A 26,561-nucleotide genomic window follows, 5' to 3' on the forward strand; every position below is an offset into this window, starting at 1 on the left:
CCAAGACGGATTGGCTGTGTGGCTATAAGCGTCTCTTATGATTCGTTTCATGCAGCCTCACACAAGGATTGTACGGCTCATGTGGGAGGGGCCTTGGCCGCGACGGCTTACGCCACAAGCTGCGAAATCGGCACGATCTGCCCGCCCGCCGATTCGATTTCATGGCGCACCGTACGCGCCAGCTCAACCGCGCCGGGTGTATCGCCGTGCAGCAATATCGAGCAGGCGCTGACCTTGATGACCTTACCGGTGATGCTGGTCACGGTGCTGTCTTCCAGCAGTTGTCGAACCCGTTGCAGTACCGTCGCGGGGTCTTTGATGACCGAGTTGGCGATCTTGCGTGGCACCAGCAGACAGTCATCGTCGTAAGCGCGGTCGGCGAGGAAGGTTGTCGCCACCCGCAGGTTGCACTGGCTGGCGGCGCTTTCGATGGCGCGGCTGCTGGACGAACTGATGATGATCCCGGGGTCGAACGCCGCCACGCTGCGAATCAGGTGCGCAGCCATCTCCGTATCGGCGGCAACCATATTGCCCAGTGCGCCATGAAAGCTCATGTGGGTCATTCGATGGCCCGCGACCTTGGCCATCGCTGCCAGTGCGCCCAACTGGTAGGTCACGTAAGTGCTCAGTTCATTGATATCGATGTTCATCTGGCGACGACCAAAACCCATCAGGTCGGGGAAGCCCACATGGGCTCCCAGATCGATACTTCGGGCCTTGGCCAGTCGCGCCGTGTTATCCATGATCAGAGGGTCACCGGCATGAAAACCACAGGCGACGTTGGCCGAGGAAATGATCTCCATCAGGGCTTCGTCTTCGCCCATGCGCCAGGCGCCGAAGCCTTCGCCCATGTCTGCATTCAGGTCGATCTTCATGGTTGCTCCGCTTCTGTGGCATTGGGAGAAAGACGTATCAGCGGTTGGCCGTAACCGACCGCTGTGCCGCTGGGCACCAGCAGGCTGCAAACCTGACCTGCATGCTGGCTGCGCACTGGCAGAATCAGATTGCCGACGGCCAGCAGTGCGACCAGTTGGCCAACCTGCACTTCACTGCCAGGCGGTGCCAGTACGATGCCGTTGTCCGGGTGGGCATCCAGCAAGTGGCCGATGCCGCTGGACTTGATGTCCAGAGTGCTGGAAGCCGACTCTGCTGCCGCGATCTCTACGGATAAAGAAGGCAAGGTTTGACAGGCAACGCCGCGCTTGAGGCTCAGCTTGAACCCCGGCTTCTCGATCTCTGCGCCATACAAACCTGCCAGTGTCAGATCAGCCACCAGTTGACGAATCTCTTCAATGTTCATGTTCATTTCCTCAGCGCCGGGCCAGGTCATGCAGGGTCACAAGACGTCGCACTTCGGCGAGATAGGCCTGATTCTGCTCAAGGGCATCCAGGGCCTCGTCGTAACTGCATTCGATAAAACGAATCCGGCTGCCGATGGCTGCCTGGCCCAGACGCCACAGATCGGCTTCGATCACCGTGCCGAACTTCGGGTAGCCGCCACTGGGCTGTGCATCACGCATCTGGATGATCGGCTGGCCGCCGTGAGGTACCTGAATCACGCCCGGTACGATGCCGTGGGAGCGCACTTCCATGGCGTGCTCGGGCAAGACCGGCGTGCCCTCAAGGCGATAGCCATAACGATTGCTCTGGGATGTGATCTTCCAGTCGTCGCTCCAGAATGACGCTCGGGAATCCGCCTTGAATGCCTGGTATTCCGCCGCAGGCAGAACGCGCATGGCGTGTACGCCGTCCACGCTCAACGGCAAGGCATGGGCAGGGTTGAGTACACCGAAATCCGTGGCCCGCGTGCTGATGCCCGGCGAGCAGGCATGCAAACGGTCGCCTTGCTGCAAGGCACGGCCCTGAAAACCGCCGAACTCGCCTCGCAGTTGAGTGCTTCGCGAGTTGAGCACCACCGGCACATCGACGCCGCCAGCCAGACACAGATAGGCGCGGCAACCTGCCGTGGGGTGGTCGATGAGCAGCGTCTGGCCCTTATGGCCCTGCATCACCCAGTTCGGCGGGAAGGCGACGCCGTCCAGGCTCAAGGCACAGGCTGCGCCGGTCACGGCAAAGGCGCAGTCTTCCAGCAGGCGGACCTCGAAAGGGAACACCGGAATCTCGATGGTCGCTGCGTCATCGGCATTGCCCAGCAGAATATTGCCGGTCGCCACGGCTAGTGTGTCCATGGCCCCGGACGTGCCGACGCCGTAACCCAGGCTGCCGATGCGGCCCAGATCCTGAACAGTGGCCAGGGCAGTGGCGGATAGAATCTCGATCATCGAATGATCCTCTCGATGCGAAAGCGCAGCAGGTCGCCCGGCTGCAAGAGTGCTGGTGGCGATTGCTCGGGGTCGAAGAAAGACATTTCGGTACGGCCGATGGTGTTCCAGCCACTGGGGCCGGCAGAGGCGGAAACGCCGGTCTGTATGCCGCCGATGGACACCGCGCCAGCGCCGATGCTGAGCACCGGAACCTTGCGCCGTGGCGTGGCAATGCGTGGGTCCATGCCGCCCAGATAGCAGTAACCAGGGTGGCTGCCCAAGGCATAGACCGGATACAGCGGTTCGCTGTGCAGATGAGCGATGGTTTCGATGTCCAGCCCGGTATGGGCAATCACGTCGCTCATGTGTGGGCCGTGTTCGCCGCCGTAGGTCACCGGCAATTCAATGATGCGGCCTTCCAACGGCAGCGGCTCGCAGGTTTGCCAGGCTTCCAGCAGGCGTTCGGTCAGGGCACTCAAGTGCCGTGGCGGGGTGCTGAAGGTCAGCATCAGGTTGTTCATGCCCGGCACCGATTCGCTGATTTCCGGCCACTGTGCGGTCACGCGAGCCATGGCCCAGATGCGTTGTTGCGGGGCAAGATCGAGGCTGCCCGGTGCTTCAAACAACAGGGCTGTGGTGCCCAGGAGGCTGATGGTCGGACCTGTGTCCGTGTGCGCGATGCTCATTGTGGGCTCCGTTGTTGCAGCCAGTGCTCCAGGTGATGAATATCGACGCCACTTGCGCAGAATGCCGGGTCGTCGAGGATTTCCCGGTGCAGGAGAATATTGGTGGAAATGCCTTCCACATGAAGCTCGCTGAGGGCCAGACGCATGCGGGCCATGGCTTCTTCCCGAGTGGCACCGTGGCTGATGACCTTGGCGACCATGGAGTCGTAGTAGGGCGGTACGCGGTAGCCGGTGGTGACATGGGAATCGACCCTGACCCCAAAACCGCCCGGCACTTCCCAGCGCGTGACCAGCCCTGGAGTGGGCATGAAACTGAGCGGGTCTTCGGCGTTGATCCGGCATTCCAGTGAATGGCCCTGGGCGACGATATCGGCCTGACGCAACTCCAGGCGCTCACCTCGGGCCATGCGCAACTGCTGCTGGACGATATCGATGCCAGTGGTCATCTCGGTGACGGGATGCTCGACTTGTAAGCGGGTGTTCATTTCGATGAAGAAGAACTGGCCGTCTTCATAAAGGAACTCGAAGGTGCCGACGCCGCGATAGCCGATCTGCTGGCAGGCCTTGACGCAGCGCTCGCCCACATGGGCAATCAATTGCGGGTCGATGCCGGGCGCCGGGGCTTCTTCAAGTACCTTTTGATGGCGACGCTGCAAGGAGCAGTCGCGGCTGCCGAGCCACACGGCATTGCCGTAGGCATCGCACAGCACCTGAATTTCGACGTGGCGAGGATGGCCGAGGAACTTCTCGATATAGAGTTCGGGATTGCCGAACGCCAGACGCGCTTCTTCACGGGTCAGGGCAATCGCTTCCAGCAGTTCCGGTTCCTGCTGCACCACGCGCATGCCACGACCGCCGCCACCGCCAGCGGCTTTGACGATCACCGGATAACCGATTTCCCGGGCGACGGCGAGAATGCTTTGCGGGTCGCTGGACATGCTTGAGTCCGGCCCCGGTACGCAAGGCACACCGGCTTCACGCATGGCCCGCTTGGCGGAAACCTTGTCGCCCATGGTGCGAATGCACTCGGCGCTGGGGCCGATAAAGGTCATGCCGGCCGCCTCGATACGTTCGGCAAAGGTGGCGTTTTCCGACAGAAAGCCATAACCGGGATGAATGGCCTGTGCGCCACTGACCTTGGCGGCGAAGAGCAGGGCCGCCTGATTTAGATAACTCTGGGTGGGCGCGGCAGGGCCGATGCACAGCGCTTCATCGGCCTGGGTGACGTACTGCGCATGACGGTCGGCTTCGGAGTAGACCGCGACGGTTTTCAGACCCAGGCCACGGCAAGCGCGCTGGATACGCAGGGCAATTTCGCCACGGTTGGCGATCAGCACTTTATCGAACATTCGAGATACCTGAAAAATGTGCGTCGGGGTCAACCGATACGGAACAAGGGTTGGCCGGCTTCGACTTCCGTGCCACCGTCCACCAGAATCGCTTCGACGATGCCTGAGCGACTGGCCTTGAGCGGATGGAACATTTTCATGGCTTCAATGATCGCCAGAGTCTGTCCTGCTTCCACGCTATCGCCGACCTGTACAAAGGGCGCTTCACCCACTGCCGGGGTCAGGTGCAAGACGCCGTAGAGGCTGGCCTTGATCTCGCCTTTGGCGGGCGCAGGAGCGGTGGCCTTCATGGCCGGTGCCGATACGCTGGCTGTCTTGCCGATTGCCGCCCTGGCGGATATCGAAGGTGCCTGAACGACATTGCCCGTGGCTTCCTTGAACAGACGCAGGGTGCTGTCACCTTCCGTCAGGCTGAGCTCGATCAGGTCGGACTCTGCCAGTAACCCGATCAGTGCCTTGATACGTTCTTGATCCATACCCTTGCCTTTACCTATGCCGCTTGCCGTATTGAATGAATTTCAATCTAACGAGGGCCGCGCAGGACCGCCAAGACGGTTTGGCTGTGGGGTGATAAGGCTCGCTTATGACCCGGGCTCGGTCTGGTTACGCAGTTCTGCCACCAGTTCCAGGAGGATGGCTTTCACTGCCTGAGCAGGCACCGACAATGGCAGGTGACCGGACAGACACAACGCCAACGGTGCCTGAATGCCGGGTTCGATAATGCGCAACATGCGCGCACCTGTGGCGGCAACGAGCACCTTGGCGGCCGACTCGGGAAGAATCGTCGAGCCGAAGCGCTCGGCCACGGCGGCAGTCAGGGTTGCCGAGGACTCCACTTCAGCCACCACTCGGGCGCTGAGGCTGATGCCCAGAAACGCTTCGTCTACCAGTTTGCGCATGATGTTGTAGGGGCGCGGCAGCAGCATCTCCATGGTTGCGAGTTCTGCCAGGGCTATTTCATCACGTTCGTCCAGGTGTTCGTCTGCGCTGACCAGATACAGGTTTTCCCGCAGCAGGGGGACGAAGCTCAGGCCATGCACTTCGCGCCCGCCATACAAGACTGCCATGTCCATGCGGCCATTCATGATCAGTTCGCTGAGGGTGGTGCCGAAGTTTTCATTGAGGTACAGCAGAATCCCCGGATAGCGCTCGCGAACCCGGCGCAGCAGCGGCAGGGCGAGGGTGGACGCTGCCGTGCCCGGTGCCAGCCCGACCGAAACCTGGCCGGACAAGGCGTGGCCGGTGTCGTTCACATCACTGATGGCCTGCTCGCACTGACGCAGAATGTGCTGCGCATGACCGTACAACACCTTGCCCGCCTCGGTGGGCGTCACGCCGCGTTTGGTGCGGATCAACAATTGCTGATGCAGCTCGGCTTCCAGGGTCGCCAACTGCTGGCTGAGGGCGGGCTGCGCAATGTGCAGGACATCGGCGGCCTGGGTCAGGCTGCCGATGTCGACGATTTTCACGAAATATTTCAGACGACGGAGATTCAAGAGACGGACTCATGCTGGGGCTGACATCCCATGGGTCATAGCAAAAGACAGGCCATGCCGCGCAGCAGGCCGGACGCTATATATAAGCCTTTGCTATGGCGTGCTGATCAGCAGCCGGTTCTGCCTGCGTGAGGCGCAACAGTCCCGAGGCTGTTTCATTTTGGTGCGTTGCCGGTCTGCAAGCGGTCATAAGGACTTCCTATCAAACCAGAACGAAACGGTCTTATCCGCTCAACGATCCCGACTCGTAACGTAGAGCCTCGAATGTCACCTCCGAGGATTACGACCTTGAACGCCTCCCGCATCGCCGCCCGCGTGCAACGCATCAAACCTTCGCCAAGCAGCGCGGCTTCCGACCGTGCCAACGAACTGCGTCGTCAGGGCAAGTCGATCATCAATCTGGTCGTCGGCGAGCCCGACTTCGATACCCCCAAACACATCCGCGAGGCTGCCAGCGCTGCCATCGAGCGTGGTGAAACCCGCTACACGGCGAACGTCGGCACACTGGAGCTGCGTCAGGCCATTGCCGCCAAACTCGCCCGGGAAAACAGTCTGGATTACCCGGCTTCGCAGATCGTGGTGACCAGCGGAGCCAAGAGCGCCATCTTCAATGCCTTCGCCGCAACCCTTGGCGCAGGCGATGAGGTATTGATTCCTGCGCCTTACTGGGTCTCTTACCCGGACATGGTGCTGGCCTGTGAAGGCGAGCCGGTGACGCTGGCTTGCCCGGAAGAGAACGGCTTCAAGCTCACCGCCGAACAGTTGCGTGGCGCGATCACCGAGCGTACCCGCTGGTTGTTGCTCAACTCGCCGAGCAACCCGACCGGGGCCAGCTACAGCGCGCAGGAGTTGCGTGCGCTGGCTGACGTGTTGCTGGAGTTCCCCGATGTGATGCTGATGACCGACGACATCTACGAGCACATTCGTTTCGAGGGTTCGGATAACGCGCACATCCTGTGCGTCGAGCCTGACTTGCGTGACCGGGTGCTGGTCATCAATGGCGTCTCCAAGACCTACGCCATGACCGGCTGGCGGATTGGCTATGCGGCCGGGCCTGCCGATGTGATCAATGCCATGGCCACCTTGCAGTCGCAGTCGACCAGCAATGCCAGCTCTGTCAGCCAGGCGGCTGCGGTGGCAGCCTTGAACGGTGATCAGTCTTTCGTCAAAGAGAGCGTAAAGGTCTATCAGCAGCGTCGTGATCGCTGCCTGGAACTGATCAATGCCATTGACGGCCTGAGCTGCCTCAAGCCCGACGGCGCGTTCTATCTCTATGTGAACTGCGGGGCCTTGATCGGCAAGCGCGCGCCCGATGGCAAGCTTCTGGAAACCGACACTGACGTGGTGATGTACCTCCTGGAAAGCCAGGGCGTGGCGGTGGTTGCCGGTACAGCCTATGGCCTGGCGCCATTCTTTCGCATGTCCATCGCCACGGCGCTGGAAACCCTTGAGCAGGGTTGCTCGCGAATCGCCACTGCCGTTGCAGCATTGGTCTGAGGCGCACCGATGACGACTCAGGTAAGTGCCTTGAGCTTCAGGCAAGCGCTGTTGGCGATGCTTGGCATCTCGCTGGTGCTGATGCTCTCGGCGCTCGATCAGACGGTGATCGGCAATGCGTTGCCCAGCATCGTCGCCGAACTGCAGGGCTTTGAACTCTATGCCTGGGTCGCCACCGGTTATCTGCTGACCTCGATCGTGACCATTCCAGTGTTCGGTCGGCTGGGCGATTACTTCGGACGCAAGCCCTTCGTGATTGCGGCAACTATCGTCTTTACCCTGGCTTCACTGATCTGTGCGCTGGCCACTGACATGCTGGTTTTGGTGATCGGTCGGGCGTTGCAGGGTGTCGGAGGAGGGATGCTGATCGGTACGGCATTCGCCTGTATTCCCGAACTGTTCCCGGATACCCGGCAACGGCTGCGCTGGCAGATGATGCTCAGCGCGCTGTTCAGTGTGGTCAACGCCATTGGCCCTGGTCTGGGTGGTTTGCTGACGGAGGCTTATGGCTGGCGTTCGGTGTTCTATCTCAATCTGCCGCTGGGTTGTATCGCGCTGTTCTTCGCCTGGCGCTACCTGCCGTATTACCGGCCTGTGCAGACCCAAGGCATTCGCCTGGACTGGTTCGGCGCGTTGTTGATTGCGGTCACGCTGGGCAGTCTGCAACTGGGTGTTGAATGGATGGGGCATTCGAGCACTTTGCTCAGTGCGTCCCTGGCCCTGATCTGCCTGATTTGCGGGGCGACGCTCTGGTTCTGGGAGCGGCGCTGCACGTCGGCGCTGTTGCCACCGGCAATGTTCGCCGTATCGAGCATGCGCACCCTGTTTCTGCTGTCAGTGCTGGCCGGGGCGATCATGTTCAGCCTGCTGTTCTATCTGCCGCTGCTGCTGCAAGGCAGTTACGGCTACTCCCCGAAAGACGCCGGTCTGCTGATTACACCACTGGCCTTGAGCATCACCTTGGGTGCCATCGTCAACAGCCGCATCGTGACCCGCTTGAGCAACCCGAACCTGCTGCCGCTGGCCGGTTTCCTTGCCTTGCTGCTGGCCTGTACCGGCCTGGCGCTGGCGGGGCGCACGGCATCATTCAATACCTTGTTGATGCTGATCCTGCTGGCGGGGGTAGGGCTTGGGTTCATCCTGCTCAACTTGACCGTATTCACGCAAACCCTGGCAGAGCGGCAGTTTCTGGGCATTGCCACGGCCCTGATCCAGTCACTGCGGCTGGTCGGCGGCCTGCTGGGCACTGCGGTCATGGGGGTGTTGGTCAACCTGCTGTATGTCACCCATCTGAACCGGGCGTTTCTGGCGGCGGGCCAGGAAAGTTCGATTGCCCGTTATATCAATCCACAAGTGTTGCTGACCTCGACCTCAGTCGAATCGGGCGAAGCCTGGCAATTGCTGGAACTGGCCCGTGAGGCATTGGCACGCTCGGTGGGGATCGGGCTGCTGATGTGCGCAGGCCTTGGGGTGATTGCACTGCTGGTCCTGTATCGCTTGCCCGCGGTCAAGTTAGTCACCGCGCCGACTCTCGTTGCTCCTCAAAACAATAAAACTTAACTGCCTACTCCTGACTGCTTACAACACTTACTTACAGCAAAGGATATTTCGATGGAGCTTATCAATCGCTCGCCCCGTCTGGTGGCTGGTATTTGCGGTATGGTCATGGCCCAACAGGCATTCAGTGCCGGTTTTGTAGAAGACAGCAAGGCCAGTGTGCTGGCCCGTAACTTCTTCAGTAATGCCGATAACCGCAGCGGCGCGGACAACCCGAACTACACCCAGGAGTGGGGGCAAGGTTTCATTCTCGATTTTCGTTCCGGTTATACCCAAGGGCTTGTGGGGTTCGGTGTCGACGCATTGGGCATGGCCGGTTTTCGTCTGGACTCCGGCAAGGGCCGCCATTACAACCCGACCAGTTCAGCGTTCAACGGCAACGTGTTCCCTACCGACGGCGATGGCCGTGCCGTCGATGAATTCGGCAGTGTTGGCCTGACCGCCAAGGCACTGGTTTCCAAGACCGAGTTCCGTTACGGCACGCTGGTACCGATGTTGCCGGTAGTGATGTCCACGGATCGCATGTTGCAACAGACTTTCAATGGCGGCCAGGTTCAGTCCAAGGACATCGATAACTTCACCTTTACATTGGGCCAACTGGAACATGTAAAAGGTCGCGGGTCGAGCAACCAGATGGGCATGTCCATTCCCGGCGCGAATAACGCCCGTACTGGCGAGTTCGTCAACAAGTTCTATTACGGTGGCGTCGATTACAAACCCACTAAAGACCTGACCTTGCAGTATTACTACGGCAACCTGGAAGACTTCTACAAACAGAACTTCCTGGGCGTGAAATACGATATTGCTGTCGGGCCGGGCACCTTGCGTTCCGACCTGCGCTATTTCGACAACAAGTCCGATGGTGCCAATGGCAATGATCCGGCGTTCTACACCAACGGCTATTACGGCGGGGGTGTGGTGAAAGGCAAAGTGGACAGCCGCCTGTCCAGCGCGCTGTTCACCTATCTGGTCAGTGGCCACACCATTGCGGCCGGTTTCCAGCAGGTCAGCGGCGACAGTGATGCTGTATGGCTTAACCAGGGCGATGGCTCTACGGCGTACTTCATGACCGAATCCATGATCGGCAAATTCCAGCGTGCCGGCGAAAGTACCTGGCAGGTTCGCTATGGCTACGACTTCGCTCAGGTGGGTGTTCCGGGCCTGACTTTCATGGGCATGTACGAAAGCGGCTCGAACATTCGCACGGTCAATGGCGACCAGAAAGAATGGGAACGCAACCTGACCCTGGGTTACGTGGTGCAATCCGGCCCGCTGAAGAAACTCGGCGTCCAGTTGCGACATGCCTCACTGCGCAGCGAAGTGGCTTCCCAGCGTGACAGCGATGAACATCGCGTGATCGTGACCTATCCGCTGGATATCCTCTAAAACTTCGTGGCACACCTAAGAGGCTGATTTCAAAGATCTGGTGGCCGGGCTCGCAATCCGGGGGAGGGGGCCTTGGCCGCGACAGCATGTGTGACAGGCGCTTCAAAATGTATTGCCTGTATGCTGGTCGTCGCGGCCAAGGCCCCTCCCACAAGTGACTGGGACCTTAAGTGATCGGCATTACTTCTACTGCGGTGCTGTCAAACCGCAACTGGCCCTATCGCCAGCAAGCTGCCTTCTACACGTACGTCATTCTTAAAACACCGCGAGATGACTATTGAGAATATCGGTCACCACCATATGCCCCGGCTTGTGGGTGATGGCGAATGAGGGGCGTGCGCTGCGGATCGCTTGTTGAGGGGTTACGCCGCAAGCCCAGAACACCGGAATTTCGCCTGGGCGGATAATCGAGCGTTCGCCGAAGTCGGGTGCATCGACATCGTGGATGCCGATCTGGGACGGATCACCCAGGTGAACGGGCGCTCCATGGACACTCGGGAAGCGGGAGGTGACCTGCACCGCCCGGATGGCCTGTGCCGGTGTCATCGGACGCATGCTGACCACGGTGGTTCCGCCGAAACGTCCTGCCTTGCCATTGGCAATATTGGAAACGTACATCGGGACATTGGTGCCCTGTTCGATGTGGCGAATCGGTATGCCTGCATCCAGAAGCGCGCCTTCAAAGGAAAAGGAGCAGCCAATGACAAAACCTACCAGATCATCGTTCCATAGCCCTTCCAGGCTCGAAACTTCATCAACCTGTTCACCGTCGCGGAATACGCAATAAGCCGGGACGTCGGCCATCAAGTCCACGCCGCCCAGTTCAGGAACCCGGCTGTCTCCAGGTTCGGTCATCCCGATAATCGGGCAGGACTTCGGGTTGAGGCGGGCGAATCGCAAGAACTCGTCTGCGTATTCACGAGGCAGAATGGCCAGGTTTCCCTGGGTGTAGCCGGGGCAGACGTCTGCGGTGGGGCCGGTATGACGGCCAGCTCTGACGGCTGCGCGAAACTCGGCGGGGTTGGTCCAGGACGTGCTCATCGTGAAGACTCCAGCATTACGAAGTAGGGGAGTCATTCTTTGAGCAGCTTGCAGGCAGTGTCTATCCAACAATAATCGCCATGCCTGTTCAATTTAACTGAACAGATACTTTATCCATGGCTGATGATCCAGTGTTCCCCCTGGCGTTTACAGTAAGTACGGCAGACCTTGTGCACGATGTCTGCGACGCCTGATACCAGCGCAGGCGCATTCTTCATATGGGATGTAGCGATCTTGAACGAGGGTGGGCTGGGAAGCGGGAGTTCTTGCAGTTCGCCATGTTCCAGGCTGTCCTTGACCAGAATGCCCGGCATGATTGCTACGCCGACACCTTCTTTCACCAGCGATACCAGCGCTGCCAGGGAAGGGGAACCAGATATTCGCAGCTCACTGGCCAATACCCCGTGCTCCGATGCCAACTGTTGCGCGATGGTAACTGCGGACTCATAGGGGGCCGAGCCACGCATTTGCGTCAGCATTTGCTTGCTCAATACTTTGCGCACCATATCCCGTGTCGGCACAGCACGTGGGCGTGCAACCCAATGAATGGGCAGCTCTGCAATCGGTTTGGTAATCGCAAACGGATTATCGCCATCATCGGCAATGACCCGGATGATCAGGTCGACTTCACGTCGCATCAACTGCTCTTTCGAGTTTGAAGTCAGTTCAACGGACAGGTCGATGGTGACATCGGGCATTGTCCGGCTCATGAGTTTCATGAAGTCCGGTAGAAATGTGTGAACGACTGTCTCGATTACCGCAATCCGGATCCGGCCCTGCTCTTTTGCTGGAGAGCTGGCCGCACGCTGAAAGGCCTGCGTGGCTTCCAGCAGGCGCTCGGCATGAGGTAGCAGGCTGGCGCCTTGAGGCGTTATCTGAAGGGTCTTGTGGTCCCAGTTGAAGAGCACAAGACCCAGTTCGGCTTCCAGCTTGCGCACACGCATGGAGATAGCGCCCGGTGTGGTATGCATCTGCTTTGCAACCTGACGAACACTGCCCACATGGGCCAACAGGATGAAGGTCTCAACGAATCGTGTATTCATGAAGGTCACAACCTTGTGCGGACAATCCCGCATGCACACCACATGGCCTCTGTTCAGTAAATCTGAACAGAGGTAGCTGCCTGTTCTCTGCTGTCGGGCTATTGAAGCATGAAACGCATGATCTGGTGAGAGGGCGTTTGCTCAACCCCTATCGGCGTATCAGCAATATGAAAAACACACCGCCAATGGCCGCCGTGGCGATACCGATGGGCAGGTCCTGTGGCGCAATCAGGGTGCGGGCCGCGACGTCCACCCAGATCATGAACAATGCCCCAAGCAGGGCGCTGACCGGCAGCAGCCTGCGGTGCTCGGCTCCGACCAGACGACGCGCCATGTGCGGCAGCATCAGGCCGACGAAGCCGATGGCACCGGAGAGTGAGACCAGCACGCCGGTCAGCAATGAGGTGCTGACGAACACCTGCCAGCGTACATGTCGGGTGTTGAAACCCAGGCTCACGGCAGTCTGTTCGCCACTCATCAAGGCATTGAGGGCGCGGCTCAGGCTCATCAGGACGACAAAGCCACTCAGTACGCAGGCACCCGGCAGCCATAGCAATTCCCAGCGCGCCAGTCCCAGACCGCCGAGCATCCAGAACATCACGGAGTTGGCGGCATGCTGATCGCCGGTGTAGAGCAGCAGATTGACCAGAGCCATCAGCACGAATGACACCGCGACCCCTGACAGCAACAGGCGCTCGCTTTCCAGGCGTCCTTGCCGGCTGGCGATGGCCAGTACCAGCAACATACTGCCCAGTGCGCCGATGAAGGCGGCCAGCGGCAGGCTGAATACGCCAATGAATTCCCCCAGATACAACACCGCGACCACAGCCCCAAGAGCAGCGCCGGAACTGACGCCCAACAGGTGCGGATCAGCCAGCGGATTGCGGGTCACCGCTTGCAGAGCCGTACCGACCAGCGCGAGACCTGCACCCACCAGCGCCCCGAGCAATACCCGTGGTGCGCGGATCAGCCAGATGATTTGCGTCTGACCCTTGCTCCAGTCCACTACGGCATCGACTCCGGCTTGTTGCAGGACTATGCCCAGTACTTTGGCCAGCGGCACCCGTGCCGGACCGAAGCCCAGGGATATCAGGCACGACAGCGCCAGCAGAACGAACAGAGTGCCGATCAGCCAGCGATAACCGGCCACGCTGCGTATCGGTTTCACAGTTCGCTCCCGCCAAACAGCTCGGGATGCAGCGCCTCGGCCAGTTTTTCGATGGCCTCAGCGTTATCGACCGAAGGCGTTACGGCGACATAGGGCAGCACCACGAATCGTTTCTGGCGGATGGCTTCGACACTGCTCAAGGCTGCGTTCTGCAAAAGGAAATCGCGTTTGTGCTGCCAGGAGGTCGGGCCGTAATCGACGATCACGATCACCTGCGGGTTGCGTTCCACCACGCTCTCCCAGTTGACCTGAGTCCAGCTGGCGGCGATATCGTCCATGATGTTCTGCCCGGCAGCCGCTTCGATCAAGGCCTGGGGCATGCCCAGTTTGCCTGAGGTGGCGGGCCGGTCTTCACCGCTGTCATACAAGAACACACGGGGGCGTTGCCGGACCTGGCTCAGTCTGGTCGTGACCTGTGCAACCCGTTGTTTCAGAGCCTCGATCAGCGTATCGGCGCGTTCCTTGACGTCGAAGATTCGTCCCAGGTTGTGCAGGTCGCGGTACAGATCGTCCAGGCTGGCTTCGCGCCGGGTCATGATTCGCGAACAGGATTCGCTCAACTCGTAGACGGGAATGCCGAGCGGTTGCAGGGTTTGCGGCGTCACCGGGCCACCGACGCGCATACCGTAACTCCAGCCTGCAAAGAAAAAGTCGGCATTGGCATCCAGCAGGTTTTCCACCGACGGGTAGCGTTCTGCCAGTTCGGGAAGGCCGTCCAGAGCCTCGCGCAGTGCCGGGTCGAGGGTTTTCCAGCCGGTGATGCCGGTGTAACCGACCATGCGTGGTCGCAGGCCAAGGGCAAGCAGCATGCCGGTCAGATTGATGTCGTGACTGACTGCCCGCTGTGGCGGTTGCTCGAAAGTGACCTCGCGCCCGCAACTCTGTACGGTCAGGGGGAAGTTATCCGCGGCAGCGGCCAGGGGCAGGGCGGCAAGCAGCATCAGGCAGGCCAGGGCTCGGGTCATGATGGGCTGATCCAGGTAATGCGTGGATGAGGTGCCAGTGGATGAGTATCCACCAGCGCGTGGACACCGAATATGTGCAGCAGCCGTTGCTCGGTCAGGACCTCGCTCGGCGTACCACTGGCAACGATCCGGCCCTGGTCGATGACATACAACCGGTCACAGAAAGCCGCAGCCAGATTCAGGTCATGAAAGCTGGCCAGTGTGCTGAGTTTCAGTTGCCGCAAATAGTGCAGCAGTTCCAGTTGGTAACGGGGATCGAGATGGTTGGTGGGCTCGTCGAGGATCAGCAGGCCAGGTTGTTGCACCAGTGCGCGGGCCAGCAATACGCGCTGTTTCTCGCCGCCCGACAGGGATGCGAACAAATGCCCGCTGAGCCCATGCAGGCCCACCTGGTTCAAGGTCTTGTCGATCAGGGCAAGGTCTTCGGCGCTTTCGCCGTCGAACCAGCCCTGATGAGGTGTACGCCCCATGGCCACGACATCCTGTACGGTCAGGCCGAACTCCTGCGGGAACTCTTGCATCATCACGGCCATGCGCTGAGCGCTCCAGCGGGGCTTCTGTTGCCAGATATCCTGCCCGTCGAGGTGCAGCGAGCCGCTGTCCGGTTCGTTGAAACGGTAGGCGCAACGCAACAGGCTGGTCTTGCCGCTGCCATTGGGGCCGATCAGCCCGACGAACTCGCCTTGTGCGATGTGCAGGTCGATGCCTTCAAGTTGCCAGGGTTTGCCCTGACTATGTGGCGGTGCCCAGTTCAGGCGATGGATATTCAGGGTGGACATGCTCGATTTCCAGGCATGCTGGCGACAGGTTGCAAGCCTGCCGCCAACTGGATCAGAAGCTGTAATCAGCCGTGACGAAGAAGGAGCGAGGTTCGCCCATCAGCCATTGTTGCCCATTGTTGTACTGCGCCGCGGCGTAGCGTCGGTCGAGCAGGTTGTTCAGTTGCAAGCCAAGGCGCACATCGCGCTGCACCTTCCAGCCCAGGTTGGCATCCAGCACCGTGTAGCCCGGTATCGAGGTGGTATTGGCGGTGTCGGCATAGCGTTTATCCACATAGCGCAGGCCCATGCCGGCATCCAGGTCTTCGTTCAGTGCCTTGCTCACCCACAGATTGGCGGTTCGGCGCGGGACGTCGGTCGGGCGATTCCCGGCGCGGGACACGACCTGCCCGGAAACGCTTTCGTCGAAATCGTCGTACTCGGCACGTACCAGCGCAGCGTTGGCCGATACGTGCCAGTTATTGGCAAGTGCCAGTTCCAGAGATGCTTCCAGGCCGTCGGACGACTGCTGGCCGACCTGTTGTGTCAGGCGGGTCACCGGGTCGATGGCCAGGAGCTTTTTCTTGACGATGTGATAGGCCGCCAGGGTCCATTCGCCACTGCCATCCCAGAACTGTTGCTTGAGGCCGAACTCGGTCTGTTTCGCTTCGGTCAGGTCCATCTGCTGCTGGGTCGGGTTCATGCTGATGAGGTTGCTGACGCCGTCTTCACTGGTGGAGTACTGGCCATACAGGGACAGTTGATCGGTCACGGCAAACACCAGGCCTGCGCGCCAGTTACCGCCGGTGAGGCTTCGGTCGCTACGGGTATCGGTACGCAGGGCGTTGCGGTCCAGGTGGTTCTGGTCGCGGCGGATGCCAGTCACCAAGGACCAGCGGTCTGACAGTTGCAGGCGGTTTTCGGCAAACAGGGCAAAGGTGCGCGTGGTGCTTTCGGTCAGCGGCAGGAAGGGTGACTGGCTCTGGAAATCACCGGATGCCGGATTCCACGGGTCGATGAAGTCACCACCGATATCGGTGTAAGGCGAATTGTTGGCGACGTCGAAACGAATCCTGTTGTATTCGGCTCCGACCACCGTGCGGCTGTCCAGGCCGAACAGCGAATGGTTGAAGGTGAAACTCTGGCGGTCGCCGATCTGCTCCTGATCGTGCTTGATCTCCAGGTAGTCGCCACGCAACAACTGACCCTGAGCGCTGCTCCAGCTATAGACTTCGGCGTTGCGCCAGTGGCGGCGGCTCTTGATGTAGTAGAGCTGGTTGCTGGCGCTGACGTTATCGTTGATGGTCCAGTCGGTGTTCAGGCGGGTCCATTCATCGTTGTAGCGTTGCACGGCATTGCGCAGGTTGTAGTTCTTGTCGCGCAGGCTGTCGCGGTAGTGCCCATCGATCAGCGGTGTGCCGAAGTAGTTCATCGGCTCGCTGTCGCCACGTTCATGGGCGAGGGTAAAGCTCAGGTCGTCGGTGGCTTGCCAGCGCAGGGCTGCGCTCATGGCCAGGCTGCGGGAATTGCCGTTATCGACCCAGCCATTGCTTTCCTGCTGATTCAGCGTAAGGCGATAGCTCAGGGTGTCGCTCAGCGAACCGCCGCTGTCGAGGCCCAGTTGCTGACGGTCATTGGAACCGTAACCCAGGCGCAGGCGATTGCGGATCTCGCCCTCGAAAGGTTTTTTGGGCACCACGTTGATCACGGCGCCGGTAGCGCCTTCGCCATAAAGTACTGAAGCCGGGCCACGGATCACGTCGATACGCTCGACCATGAACGGGTCAACCGGGAAGGTCTGAGTACCTGCGCCGGTATACAGGCGCGAGCCGTCGAACAGGGTCATGACCGAGGAATGCCCCGTAAAACCACGTGCGGACAACGCGGTATTGCCATCGCCAGGCGTTGCGATGCTGGTGATGCCTGGCGAACGGGTGACCGCATCCTGAACGGTGAGGTTATTGCGGCTTTCGATGATCTGGCTGTCGAGGCTGCTGGTACTGGCCGGGGTTTCCAGTGCCGTGAGGTTCAGGCGCGAACCGGTGGGCGTCGGGGTTGCCAGATCGGTTACTGGCGTATCGGCGCTGCCAGTGATTGCGACCGAGGGCAGTGCCAGGGTTTGCTCGTCAGCAGCCCACGCATGGGACGGGAGCGCGAGAAGGCTGATCTGTAGCGAACGATTCGCCAGGGATTGAAGCAGGGAAGAACGGGACATGCGATTCCAGCCAATCAGGAATGAATGAATCCCGGAGGGAACAACGCATAGGGAATCGCGGGCGCAAAAAGCCCGCGAAGACCGGCCTGCGCCCGCCCACCGCGGGTTTGCCAAACAAGGTTGCAGGCCGGTCTCCGGGCTTGCGAGGGTCATGAAGCATTCACCTTCCCATGCCTTGGCACAGTGGTCTGTCGAATGCTTCGCTCGCTTACCGTTGCGGGGGCAGCGCCGGACTGATCACTGGGAGTGACGCACCGGCTTCCCGTTTAATCCCATGCACGGCGGCATGGGACACCTGAAACTGGCGCGCATCAGATCATTGAATCTGGAGGTCGTCAATGACTGATGTTTGTTGGCGGTGAGGGGGTTCGCGAATAAATTCGCTCCTACGCAGCCCGTGTAGGAGCGAATTCATTCGCGAAGAGATCACCACCGATAACTGACAGCCCCCACCAGACTACGGGTATCGCCATAGCGGCATGAGTTGGCGCAATACAGGTATTTCTCGTTGGTGAGGTTCTGTGCCTTGGCGCTGACTTGCCAGTTGTCGTCCAGGTCATAGCTGATTCGGGCATCGAACAGCGTATAGGCCGGGATCTTGCGGTCAGTGACGCTGGGCGAGGTGTGGGTGGTGCCGACATAACGCACGCCGCTGCCAATCGACAGGCCATTGAGGCCCATCGAGTCGAAACGATAATCCAGCCACAACGAAGCGTTATGGTAAGGCGTACCTTCGATACGCGAGCCTTCGAGCACCTCATCGTTATCCTTGATGATATGGGCGTCGGTGTAGGCATAGGCGGCGTTCATGGCCAGTTGCGGGGTCAACTGGGCCTTGGCTTCCACTTCAAAACCGGTGCTGCGCTCCTTGCCGGTCTGCTCGTCGAAGTCCGAGCCGGCAATCGAGGTGATGACGTTGCTCTGGGTCAACTGGTAGACCGCAGCACTGATCATCATTTCCCGGCCAGGAGGCTGGTAGCGGATACCGATTTCATACTGCTCGCCCTCGGTCGGCAGGAAGGCATCGCCATTGGCGTCGGTACCGGACGAAGGCAGGAAGGACTGGCTATAGCTGATATAGGGCGCCAGACCGTTTTCGGCCAGATAGACCAGCCCGATGCGTCCAGTAGTCTTGCTGTCGTCAGTGGTGCTGCGCGAATTGTCACGGTAGTTGCGGGTGCTGTTGTCGGCCCAGTCCTGTCGCATGCCGATCATCAGCAGCCAGCGATCATCGAGTTTCAGTTGTTCCTGCAAATAAATGCCGAGCTGATGGCTGTGCAGGTCCGAGCCGCTGTCGATGTTGCGGTTCACGTTTGGCAGGTTGCCGTATACCGGGTTGGCAAGGTCCAGCGCCGGTGCGCTGCCGCTGAAACGGTGGCTGTCGTAGGTCTTGCGGTAGTAGTCCAGGCCGCCCAGCAGGGTATGTTTCCAGCGCCCGCTTTCCAGATCCAGTTGCAGGCTGCTGTCACTGGTCCAGCCGGTGGCAATGTCTTCGCGTGAGTTGTAAGTACGCGACAGGCTCGACAGATTGGCACCGCTGATCCGGCTGTTGTTCAGGGTGATGTAGTCATAGTCGGTGCGTGACTCGAAGTAGCGTGCCGCGTGACGCAGTTGCAGGTTGTCATTCAGGCGTTGCTCGAACAGATAGCCGAAGGTCTGCAAGGTGCCATCGTAGTCGTCGAAATCCGGCTCGCCCGCAAACAGGTCATAAGGCACTTTGTAACCTGGGGTCGAGCTGAAAGTGGTTATGTCATAGCGCATGGGCGGCGTCAGGCTGGTCCGGGTACGCTGATGGCTGGCGAGCAGTGTCAGGCGGCTGTCGTCGTTGATCTGCCAGGTCAGTGCCGGGGCTATGTAGTGCTTGTCATCGTCGATGGCGTCGTACTGGGTGCCGCTGTCGCGCACCAGGGCTGTGAGTCGATAGCTGAAACGGCCTTCTTCATCGAGGCGTCCGCCGTGATCGGTGGAGAGTTGCTGCCGGTCATGGTTGCCATATTCCAGATTGATTTCATGCAGCGGGTCGAGCGTGGGTCGCTTGCTGATGGCGTTGATAAGCCCGCCGGGAGCCAGTTGCCCGTACAGCACCGAAGACGCGCCCTTGAGTACTTCCACACGCTCAAGGCCGTAAGGTTCCTGGCCTCCTTCAAACTGGGTGCTTTGCATTTTCATGCCATCGCGCATCACGCCACCCGTGCGCGGGCCGATATCGAAACCACGCATGCGGTAGTCGTCGGCCACGCGGCTGTAGCCGTTCGGCTGGCTGATCACGCTGGTGTTGTAGTTGAGTGCGTCGGCGAGGCTGTCGTGCTTGCGCGCTTGCATTTCTTCACGGGTGATCACCGAAACCGACTGGGGAATCTCCATCAGGGAAGTGTCGGTCTTGCTCACGGTCGCGCTGCGTTGCGCGACCCAGCTGTGAGCCGGCCCCCAGGCGTCCTGCTCATGGCTGGCAGCGCTTACATTGATGTCCGAAAGCTCCATGGCTGAAGTCTCGGGGCGTGGCTCGATGCTCAAGGTGCCGCTGGGCGTGATGCTCAATTGCAGGGGCAAACCGCGCAGCACTTCGCTAACGGCCTGCTCGACGCTGTAGCGACCGCGCAATGGCTTCGCCGTCAGGCCGCGAGTCAGCGTGGCATTGAAGGCAATGTTGCGCCCGCTCTGGCGAGCGATGCTGGTCAGGGTTGCATCCAGAGGGCCGGCGGGCAGGTCCAGTTCCATGAGTTGCTGGCGGGCGGTCGAGGGCTGGGCCGAGCCATCGGCCGCGCTGTCCAGGGTGGTGAACGCCAGGGCAAATGCCAGCGGTGTCAGAGTCAAGCGCAGTGGTCGGTGCATGGCAGCATTTCCCGTTTGGGTAGTCGATGCCAGCTATGTGACGCGAGCGGCCTGGAAATTAAGGGGGGTATGAAAAATATTTTCAGCGCAGGCTGATGTGCGTCCACCAGCCGAAGCGTTTCTCGACTTTTACCGGCAGCACTTCCTGCAACGAACGCAAGGTCTGGCCACTGTCATCCAGCGTGAAGACGCCGGTGACCCGCAGCGCTGCGGCATCCGGCTCGATGCGTAGCAGGCCAGGGTGATAGTCTCGCAAGGCTTCGATGACATCGGCCAGTGACTGGTCATGAACTTCCAGCAAGCCATCTTTCCAGGCGTTTTCGCTTGCCAGGCCAGGGTCCAGAATGTGAATGCGTCCGCCATGCAGCCGCGCGCCCTGGCCCGCTCCCAGCACCTGGGTCGCGCCGCCCGATACCGTGAGTTGCACGCGGGATTCCTGCACCCAGACATGCGCACCGTGTTCATACAGGCTGACTGTGAAGCGTGTGCCCAATGCTCGGGCTTCGCCAAAGGCGGTGCGAATGACCAAGGGCCGTTGCGGGTCTGAGGCAACCTGAATGCTGAGTGCGCCTTCATGCAGAGTGAGGGTGCGCTGCCTGTCATCGAAGGCCATGTCGACCCGACTTCGGGCATTGAGCAGCACCTGACTGCCATCCTCCAGAGAGAAAGGACGACGTTCTGCCAGCCCGGTGTAGAGATCCCCTCGACTCCATGGCAGCAGCCCGTTGCGTTGCAGCCACCAGCCGCCGATGCCCAAACCGGTCAGCCCCAGTGCGCCGCGCAGCCATTGACGGCGGTTTTGCCCGGACTGGTTCAGGACCTGGCGCGACAATGGCGGAAGCCCGGTGAATGCTTGTCCGACACGCTGCTCAAGCTGAGCCCAGGCATCGCGGTTTTCCTGGCTGCTCTGGAGCCATTGCTGAAAGCGCTGACGTTGGGTGTTGCTGATAGTGCCGGAGCGTTGCAGGGCCAGCCACTCGATGGCTTCGGCGACAGAAGGTGACAGTTGCTGGCTGTTCATCGTTGCTCCAGCGCCAGGTAGCAAAGCCCCAATGCCTTGACGACGTATTGATGAACCCGTGGCGCGGAGATACCCAGAGTTCGGCCGATTTCGGCATAGGTCATGCCGTCGAGCTGGCTATACAGAAAGGCACTGCGGCCTATGGGCGACAGGCCATCCAGTATCTGATCGAGAGTGCTCAATGCTTCCAGTGCCTGTACCTGTTCTTCGGCAGAAGGTTCGTAGCCCTGAGGCTGCTGCGCCAATACTTCCAGATAGGCGCGCTCCAGATCGCGCCGTCGCCAGGATGCAAAGATCAGCCGTTTGGCAATCGTCGTCAGCAGCGCCCGTGGTTCACGAATGGTTTGGGGCTCTGGCAGGGCGACCACCTGGGCGAAGGTTTCGGCTGCCATGTCCGCCGCATCGTGATGACAACCCAGGCGCGCACGCAGTCGCTCCTGCAACCAGCCATGATGGTCGCCGAACAACTGTTGCAGAACACGGTTACGCACGCTCAGGCGCCGGGCATCGGGAGAGGAGGGTGTCATGTCACTAAAGTTAATGAAAATTATTATCAAATGATGCCGATTCGCCGCATTGATTGCAACAAACTGCTAGCGCTTGCTGAAACGGGCAGGTATTCAATTGAAGAGCCCGACATTGCGTCGGGCCTGGTTCCAGCTTGATAACGAGGTTATTCGTCACCCTTGGCAAAGCTCAGCAGCGCGTCGCCTTCCATGCGATAGCGCACCCACTCGTCCTGAGGTGCTGCGCCCAATGCCTTGTAGAACTTGATGGCCGGCTCATTCCAGTCCAGCACGCTCCACTCGAAACGGCCGCACTGATTGGCAACGGCTTCACGGGCTATATGACGCAACAAGGCGCGCCCGGCACCGATGCTGCGGTTTTCCGGCGACACGTACAGGTCTTCAAGGTAGATACCGTTGCGGCCCAGCCAAGTGGAGTAACTGTAGAAATAGACGGCAAAACCTACCGGTTTGTCGTCATGCAGACAGATCAGGGCCTTGGCAGGTGCATTCTCGGCGAACAAGGAGCGATGAATGTCTTCGACAGTGGCAATCACTTCATGGCGTGCGCGTTCATAGATGGCCAGTTCAGTGATGAAGGCAAGGATCTGGCTGGCGTCGTCGGGGCGGGCAGGGCGAATTTCGAGGGGCACAACAATTCTTCCTTATTGGTATGAGCCGGCATCATAGCTCAGGCATCACGCAACAAGTCATGGGCGTTGAGCAGTTCCCAGGCAATCTCCGGGCGTTTTTCCAGACCACGGCGAATCGCCGCTGGAATCGACTGGCGGGTCTTGCGGCACAGGCCGGTCTTTTCGGGAATGAAGATGCTTATCCCACGCATGGTGCGCACCTCATTGAAGCCCGGCGCGATCTCCACGCGGATACCCAGTTGCTCATGAATCCTGCCTTGCATGCGTTCAAGGTCGCCTAGGCTTTCGATACGCTCCAGACGCTCAAGCAGGCGTTTCTCCTCTTCGCGGGTAAGAAGCAGAATGCGCCGATCGGCATCGGGAGCGTCCAGCCGTTCGCGCTCGCAGATACAAGCACCGGGCGGACAGGGGTTGCGGATCGGGGGCAAGGTGTTCATCGGCGCAGCATAGCCATTCACGAGTGCTTCTGGCCATAGGTGGCACAGCGCTTTGAGTACAGGGAGCCTCCTCGTTTCAGGAGGCTCCCTTGTATTTTCAGCGTCAGGACAACTTGTACTCTTCGCGGATAAATCCGCTCCTGCCTGTCAGGTCTTGAACTTGCGAACCAGCGCATCCAGCTCGCTGGAGAGCGAAGCCAGGCTATGCGAGTCGCTGCGGGCCGAGTCGGATAGTTCGGCAATCAGTTGCGCGTCGCCATGGATCTGGCTGATGTGGCGGTTGATATCTTCCGCCACCTGGTGCTGTTCTTCGGCCGCCGTGGCGATCTGGGTGTTCATGTCGCGGATCACGTCCACCGATTCGCGGATCTGCCCGAAGCTGCTGCGCGCCTGGCCGATCTTGGTGACAGACTGTTGCGAGACATCCAGGCTGGCGTGCATCTGTTGCGCCACGGAAGCGGTGCGTCTGGCCAGGTTGCCCAGCAGGGTGTCGATCTCTGCGGTCGAGTCGGCGGTGCGTTTGGCCAGAGCGCGAACCTCATCGGCCACTACCGCAAAGCCACGGCCCTGTTCACCGGCGCGAGCCGCTTCGATGGCGGCGTTGAGCGCCAGCAGGTTGGTCTGTTCGGCGATGGAACGAATGGTGTCGAGGATCGACTGGATATCGTTGCTGTCTTTTTCCAGGTCCGACATGTCCTTGGCCGAACGGGCGATTTCCGAACTCAGTTTGTCGACGCTGTTGACCGCATCGTCGATCTGGCGCTGGCCTTCGCGAGCCTGCTGCTGACCGTTGTCGGCCGATTCAGCGGCCTGGCTGCAGGAGCGGGCGACTTCGTTGGCAGTGGCGACCATCTCATGGAAAGCCGTGGACACCATATCCACCGCTTCACGCTGACGGCCTGCTGCTTCTGCCATGTCATTGGAGACACGGGTAGAGCTTTGCGAGGTGTCGAGGATCTTGTGCGCGGCCTGCCCGATATGCTGGATCAGGCTGCGGATCGCCGTCAGGAACTGGTTGAACCAGCCCGCCAGTTGCGCAGTTTCATCCTTGCCACGCACGGTCAGGTTCTGTGTCAGGTCGCCTTCACCTTGAGCAATCCCTTCAAGGCCGCTGGAAACACTATGGATCGGACGCACGATGACGCTGGCGAAGCTGGCACCGACGATGGCGAAGACGATGGCCAGTACGGCAGCGATGATGCCGATCAGCCAGGTCAGGCGGGTGGCGGAAGCCATGACTTCATCCTGCTTGATCAGGCCGATAAAGCTCCAGCCAAGCTCTGGCGATGGATAAACGTTGGCCATGTAGCGCTCGCCGTTGAGCTGCACTTCAACCATGCCTTTGTCGGTCTTGGCCAGTTGCGCGAAGCCATCACCCAGATCGCCGAGCTTCTTGAAGTTATGCTCCGGCTGCTTGGGATCGACCAGCACATTGCCGTTCTTTTCCAGCAGGATCAGGTAGCCGCTGTCGCCCAGCTTGATGTCTTTGACGATGCCGGTCAGTTGTTTGAGCGATACGTCGATGTTTACTACACCGCCAGGGTTGCCCAGGGTGTTGGGGATCGCTCGTATGGTGCTGACCAGCACGGCGTCATCGCCAGCCCAGTAGTAGGCATCGCTGCGCACGGTCTTGCCCACGTTATTCATGGCCGTCTTGTACCAGGGACGAACACGCGGGTCGTAATTGCTCATCTTCGGATCTTCCGGCGTCATCACGTAGCTGCCGTTGATCAGGCCGTAGGAGACGTAGGAGTAGGCCGGGTGGGCCTTGGCGATGCTGACAAGGAATTCGGTGGTCAGCTTGTCGTTTTCAGACTGGGGTGTCGGGGTTGCACCTGTGTAGTTTCTCAGGTCGCCACCGGCGCCTGCGATCAGTGGATGCGAGGCAATATAGTTGACGTTCTGGCTGATGCCATCGAAGAACAGCTGCATGGCGTTATCGACCTGACGGATCTCACGGCTGCTGCTGTTCACGAAATTATCGGTCGCATTGTTGCGCAGGTTCACGATAACGATAGTGGCCACGACGACTATGGGCAGGCACGCAATGACTGCAAAGGCCCACGTCAGTTTCTGTTTGATATTCATCCATGCTCCAGAATTTTTTTGTATATCGTTATCTGACGACGGCAGGCAATAAGCAGACTTCAGACCCGGATCGAGCCTCAAAGCTTCGTCTTATGGCATACCGACAATTTCGGCAGTCCACATGGAATCTTTAGCAAACTGAATGCCATCGAGCCTTTATGAATGATAAGTAACATTTTTATGACCAAGATCACGGCTGATCGTGGCGCTGCACTCCAGCAACAAGGCCTGAAAACGCTCCCTTGCACCTTCCGGGTCCATGACTGCATCCGGGCCGGAGAGGTTGATGGCAGCGGTGACTTGCCCCGTGTGATCCTTGATCGAAGTGGCAATCGCTGTTGAATAATCGGAGCGATGCAACACCCAGCCGCGCTCCCGATCGCTCTGAATCAGGGCTTGCAGTTCGGGCAATGTGCGCGGGGCCGGTGACGGGTAATCATCCAGCCGGATGTGCTGATAGAGCGCACCCAGTTCCGCTCCGTTCAAGGCTGTCAGCAACATACGCCCCATCGCGGTGCAGTGGCAGGCGATGCGGGTGCCCACCGGGATATTCACCGACAGGCGTTGCGCCGCGAATGCGCGATACAGGTACAGGCTGTCAGTCTGCTCCCGAATGCTCAGATGGCATGACAGCGAAGTGCGGTCGCGCAATTGGTTCAGGTGCGGCATGGCGACTTCGACGATATCGCGGCTGGCCAGGTAGCTGAAACCATCGCTGATGACCCTGGCACCCAGTTCGTACTGGGTGTTGATCTTGTTCAGATAGCCCATGTGGGTGAGGGTGAACAGGATTCGATAGACAGCCGAGGTACTGACACCCAGGCGCTCGGCGATGTCGTTGATGCTCAGCGAGCGGGTCCGGGCATTGAACATTCCGAGCACGCTCAGGCCCCGGGCAAGGGCCGGGACGCTGTAGTCGGTGTCTTTGTCAGGGGATTCGATAGTGCTCATGAATGGGCTCCTACTGGGTCATGATGATCAGTCAAGGCACACAAAGTGATTTATTGACCTCAACTGATCCGCATTACTCCTGCTTTGTGTTGAACTCGGTCATGGCATCCAGCACCGCGCCTTTGAAGTACTCCAGCGAAGTGCGGTCGCAGAGGATCTGGAAACAGGGCGTTGTACCTGCACCCACATTGATCACGATCACATTGATACGCGCTGCCGAAGTCTGGGCCACTGCGCCGGGGCCGAATGCCTGGGGGCGCAGGTCCACCCCACAGAGCTTGGCCATCACTTCGGCGATACAGACACCGCTCAGTTGCAGCCAGGCATGGCTGTCCTGACGTGGCAGCAGGTAGTTGGCGCTATGGTCCAGCTCCCAGCGGGCCTCTTCATCGGCGATGCGTTCGCCATGATCGTTGAGGCTGCCCAGGATCAGGTACTCGGTCTGCGACAGGCGCGCTACATGGCTGCCGTCGGCCTGGGTTACAGCCCGGTTCGGCGTATCCGGCAGCGTGAAGCCACGTGCCTGCAAGTAATCGGCACTTTGTACTCCGCGAAAGCCCACACGTGGGGTATCGGTCAGATCCACCAGCGCGCACGATTGAACAGGGCTTAGGCCGATAGGGTTTTCGGCATTGAGGCTGGACATGA

The 26,561-nt window shown here is 59.8% G+C and carries 24 protein-coding genes, 1 pseudogene and 1 riboswitch; of the genes and pseudogenes, 3 read left to right on the forward strand and 22 right to left on the reverse strand.

From position 1 onward, the window contains the following. Window positions 1–107: 107 nt before the first annotated feature. From JL015_RS16250 to nac, 7 genes are all read right to left on the reverse strand, one after another. Window positions 108–875, reverse strand: coding sequence for a LamB/YcsF family protein (locus tag JL015_RS16250; protein ID WP_201019172.1), 768 nt, complete (start codon window positions 873–875; stop codon window positions 108–110). Beyond that, on the reverse strand, window positions 872–1,300 hold the full coding sequence (locus JL015_RS16255; protein ID WP_201019173.1) for an acetyl-CoA carboxylase biotin carboxyl carrier protein: 429 nt from the start codon (window positions 1,298–1,300) through the stop codon (window positions 872–874). The genes JL015_RS16250 and JL015_RS16255 overlap by 4 nt, the downstream gene beginning before the upstream one ends. Window positions 1,301–1,310: 10 nt before the next feature. After that, on the reverse strand, window positions 1,311–2,282 hold the full coding sequence (locus JL015_RS16260) for a 5-oxoprolinase subunit C family protein (RefSeq protein WP_201019174.1): 972 nt from the start codon (window positions 2,280–2,282) through the stop codon (window positions 1,311–1,313). After that, complete coding sequence (gene pxpB / locus JL015_RS16265) at window positions 2,279–2,950, reverse strand: 5-oxoprolinase subunit PxpB (RefSeq protein WP_201019175.1); 672 nt, start codon at window positions 2,948–2,950, stop codon at window positions 2,279–2,281. Before pxpB ends, JL015_RS16260 begins: the two co-directional genes overlap by 4 nt. Then, the gene (accC, locus tag JL015_RS16270; RefSeq protein WP_201019176.1) at window positions 2,947–4,299 is read right to left on the reverse strand and encodes an acetyl-CoA carboxylase biotin carboxylase subunit; all 1,353 of its coding nucleotides are present in this window, start codon (window positions 4,297–4,299) and stop codon (window positions 2,947–2,949) included. Before accC ends, pxpB begins: the two co-directional genes overlap by 4 nt. A 29-nt stretch (window positions 4,300–4,328) precedes the next feature. Then, complete coding sequence (locus tag JL015_RS16275; protein WP_201019177.1) at window positions 4,329–4,775, reverse strand: acetyl-CoA carboxylase biotin carboxyl carrier protein; 447 nt, start codon at window positions 4,773–4,775, stop codon at window positions 4,329–4,331. Between the two features lie 105 nt (window positions 4,776–4,880). Beyond that, window positions 4,881–5,795, reverse strand: coding sequence for a nitrogen assimilation transcriptional regulator NAC (gene nac, locus JL015_RS16280; RefSeq protein ID WP_201019178.1), 915 nt, complete (start codon window positions 5,793–5,795; stop codon window positions 4,881–4,883). A 288-nt stretch (window positions 5,796–6,083) separates the two neighbouring features. Between nac and JL015_RS16285 the strand changes: the two genes are divergently transcribed. Genes JL015_RS16285 through JL015_RS16295 form a run of 3 tightly spaced genes read left to right on the forward strand, consistent with a single transcriptional unit; the run spans window position 6,084 to window position 10,235 of the window. Then, window positions 6,084–7,292 (forward strand): aspartate transaminase, encoded by a 1,209-nt coding sequence (locus tag JL015_RS16285; protein ID WP_201019179.1) that lies wholly within the window; start codon window positions 6,084–6,086, stop codon window positions 7,290–7,292. A gap of 9 nt (window positions 7,293–7,301) precedes the next feature. Further along, the gene (locus JL015_RS16290; RefSeq protein ID WP_201019180.1) at window positions 7,302–8,852 is read left to right on the forward strand and encodes an MFS transporter; all 1,551 of its coding nucleotides are present in this window, start codon (window positions 7,302–7,304) and stop codon (window positions 8,850–8,852) included. Between the two features lie 51 nt (window positions 8,853–8,903). After that, window positions 8,904–10,235 (forward strand): OprD family porin, encoded by a 1,332-nt coding sequence (locus JL015_RS16295; protein WP_201019181.1) that lies wholly within the window; start codon window positions 8,904–8,906, stop codon window positions 10,233–10,235. Between the two features lie 255 nt (window positions 10,236–10,490). On the opposite strand, the gene JL015_RS16300 is transcribed toward JL015_RS16295, so the two are convergent. The 15 genes and pseudogenes from JL015_RS16300 to JL015_RS16365 all read right to left on the reverse strand — a co-directional run bounded on the left by JL015_RS16300 (window position 10,491) and on the right by JL015_RS16365 (window position 26,559). Next, window positions 10,491–11,276: a putative hydro-lyase gene (locus tag JL015_RS16300; RefSeq protein ID WP_201005281.1), complete on the reverse strand. Its 786-nt coding sequence runs from the start codon at window positions 11,274–11,276 to the stop codon at window positions 10,491–10,493. 110 nt (window positions 11,277–11,386) lie between these two features. After that, the gene (locus tag JL015_RS16305) at window positions 11,387–12,319 is read right to left on the reverse strand and encodes a LysR family transcriptional regulator (protein ID WP_201019182.1); all 933 of its coding nucleotides are present in this window, start codon (window positions 12,317–12,319) and stop codon (window positions 11,387–11,389) included. A 148-nt stretch (window positions 12,320–12,467) separates the two neighbouring features. Next, window positions 12,468–13,469 carry a FecCD family ABC transporter permease gene (locus tag JL015_RS16310; RefSeq protein ID WP_201019230.1) on the reverse strand — a complete coding sequence of 334 codons (1,002 nt, stop codon included), beginning with the start codon at window positions 13,467–13,469 and terminating at the stop codon, window positions 12,468–12,470. 14 nt (window positions 13,470–13,483) lie between these two features. Then, window positions 13,484–14,455: an ABC transporter substrate-binding protein gene (locus tag JL015_RS16315; protein ID WP_201019231.1), complete on the reverse strand. Its 972-nt coding sequence runs from the start codon at window positions 14,453–14,455 to the stop codon at window positions 13,484–13,486. After that, window positions 14,449–15,231, reverse strand: coding sequence for an ABC transporter ATP-binding protein (locus JL015_RS16320; protein WP_201019183.1), 783 nt, complete (start codon window positions 15,229–15,231; stop codon window positions 14,449–14,451). Before JL015_RS16320 ends, JL015_RS16315 begins: the two co-directional genes overlap by 7 nt. Window positions 15,232–15,283: 52 nt before the next feature. After that, window positions 15,284–17,425 (reverse strand): TonB-dependent receptor, encoded by a 2,142-nt coding sequence (locus tag JL015_RS16325; protein ID WP_201019184.1) that lies wholly within the window; start codon window positions 17,423–17,425, stop codon window positions 15,284–15,286. A gap of 108 nt (window positions 17,426–17,533) precedes the next feature. Further along, window positions 17,534–17,739: riboswitch (cobalamin riboswitch) on the reverse strand. A 112-nt stretch (window positions 17,740–17,851) separates the two neighbouring features. Further along, window positions 17,852–20,257, reverse strand: coding sequence for a TonB-dependent siderophore receptor (locus JL015_RS16330; RefSeq protein WP_201019185.1), 2,406 nt, complete (start codon window positions 20,255–20,257; stop codon window positions 17,852–17,854). 82 nt (window positions 20,258–20,339) lie between these two features. After that, on the reverse strand, window positions 20,340–21,278 hold the full coding sequence (locus JL015_RS16335; RefSeq protein WP_201019186.1) for a FecR family protein: 939 nt from the start codon (window positions 21,276–21,278) through the stop codon (window positions 20,340–20,342). Continuing rightward, entirely contained in the window at window positions 21,275–21,805 is a 531-nt protein-coding gene (locus tag JL015_RS16340) for a sigma-70 family RNA polymerase sigma factor (RefSeq protein WP_201005272.1), read from the reverse strand. The genes JL015_RS16335 and JL015_RS16340 overlap by 4 nt, the downstream gene beginning before the upstream one ends. 146 nt (window positions 21,806–21,951) lie before the next feature. Beyond that, on the reverse strand, window positions 21,952–22,437 hold the full coding sequence (locus JL015_RS16345) for a GNAT family N-acetyltransferase (RefSeq protein WP_201005271.1): 486 nt from the start codon (window positions 22,435–22,437) through the stop codon (window positions 21,952–21,954). Between the two features lie 38 nt (window positions 22,438–22,475). Further along, window positions 22,476–22,874: a hypothetical protein gene (locus JL015_RS16350; protein WP_201019232.1), complete on the reverse strand. Its 399-nt coding sequence runs from the start codon at window positions 22,872–22,874 to the stop codon at window positions 22,476–22,478. Window positions 22,875–23,021: 147 nt separating this feature from the next. Next, entirely contained in the window at window positions 23,022–23,789 is a 768-nt protein-coding gene (locus tag JL015_RS28115; RefSeq protein WP_374063433.1) for a methyl-accepting chemotaxis protein, read from the reverse strand. Window positions 23,790–23,879: 90 nt separating this feature from the next. Beyond that, window positions 23,880–24,962: pseudogene (locus JL015_RS28120) on the reverse strand (HAMP domain-containing protein); the annotation flags it as partial. A gap of 156 nt (window positions 24,963–25,118) precedes the next feature. Beyond that, window positions 25,119–25,913: an IclR family transcriptional regulator gene (locus JL015_RS16360; RefSeq protein ID WP_201019188.1), complete on the reverse strand. Its 795-nt coding sequence runs from the start codon at window positions 25,911–25,913 to the stop codon at window positions 25,119–25,121. Between the two features lie 73 nt (window positions 25,914–25,986). Continuing rightward, complete coding sequence (locus tag JL015_RS16365) at window positions 25,987–26,559, reverse strand: sarcosine oxidase subunit gamma (RefSeq protein ID WP_201019189.1); 573 nt, start codon at window positions 26,557–26,559, stop codon at window positions 25,987–25,989. Window positions 26,560–26,561 lie beyond the last annotated feature (2 nt).

Origin of the sequence: Pseudomonas cichorii (assembly GCF_015471405.1) — a bacterium.
GTDB lineage: Bacteria > Pseudomonadota > Gammaproteobacteria > Pseudomonadales > Pseudomonadaceae > Aquipseudomonas > Aquipseudomonas serbiensis.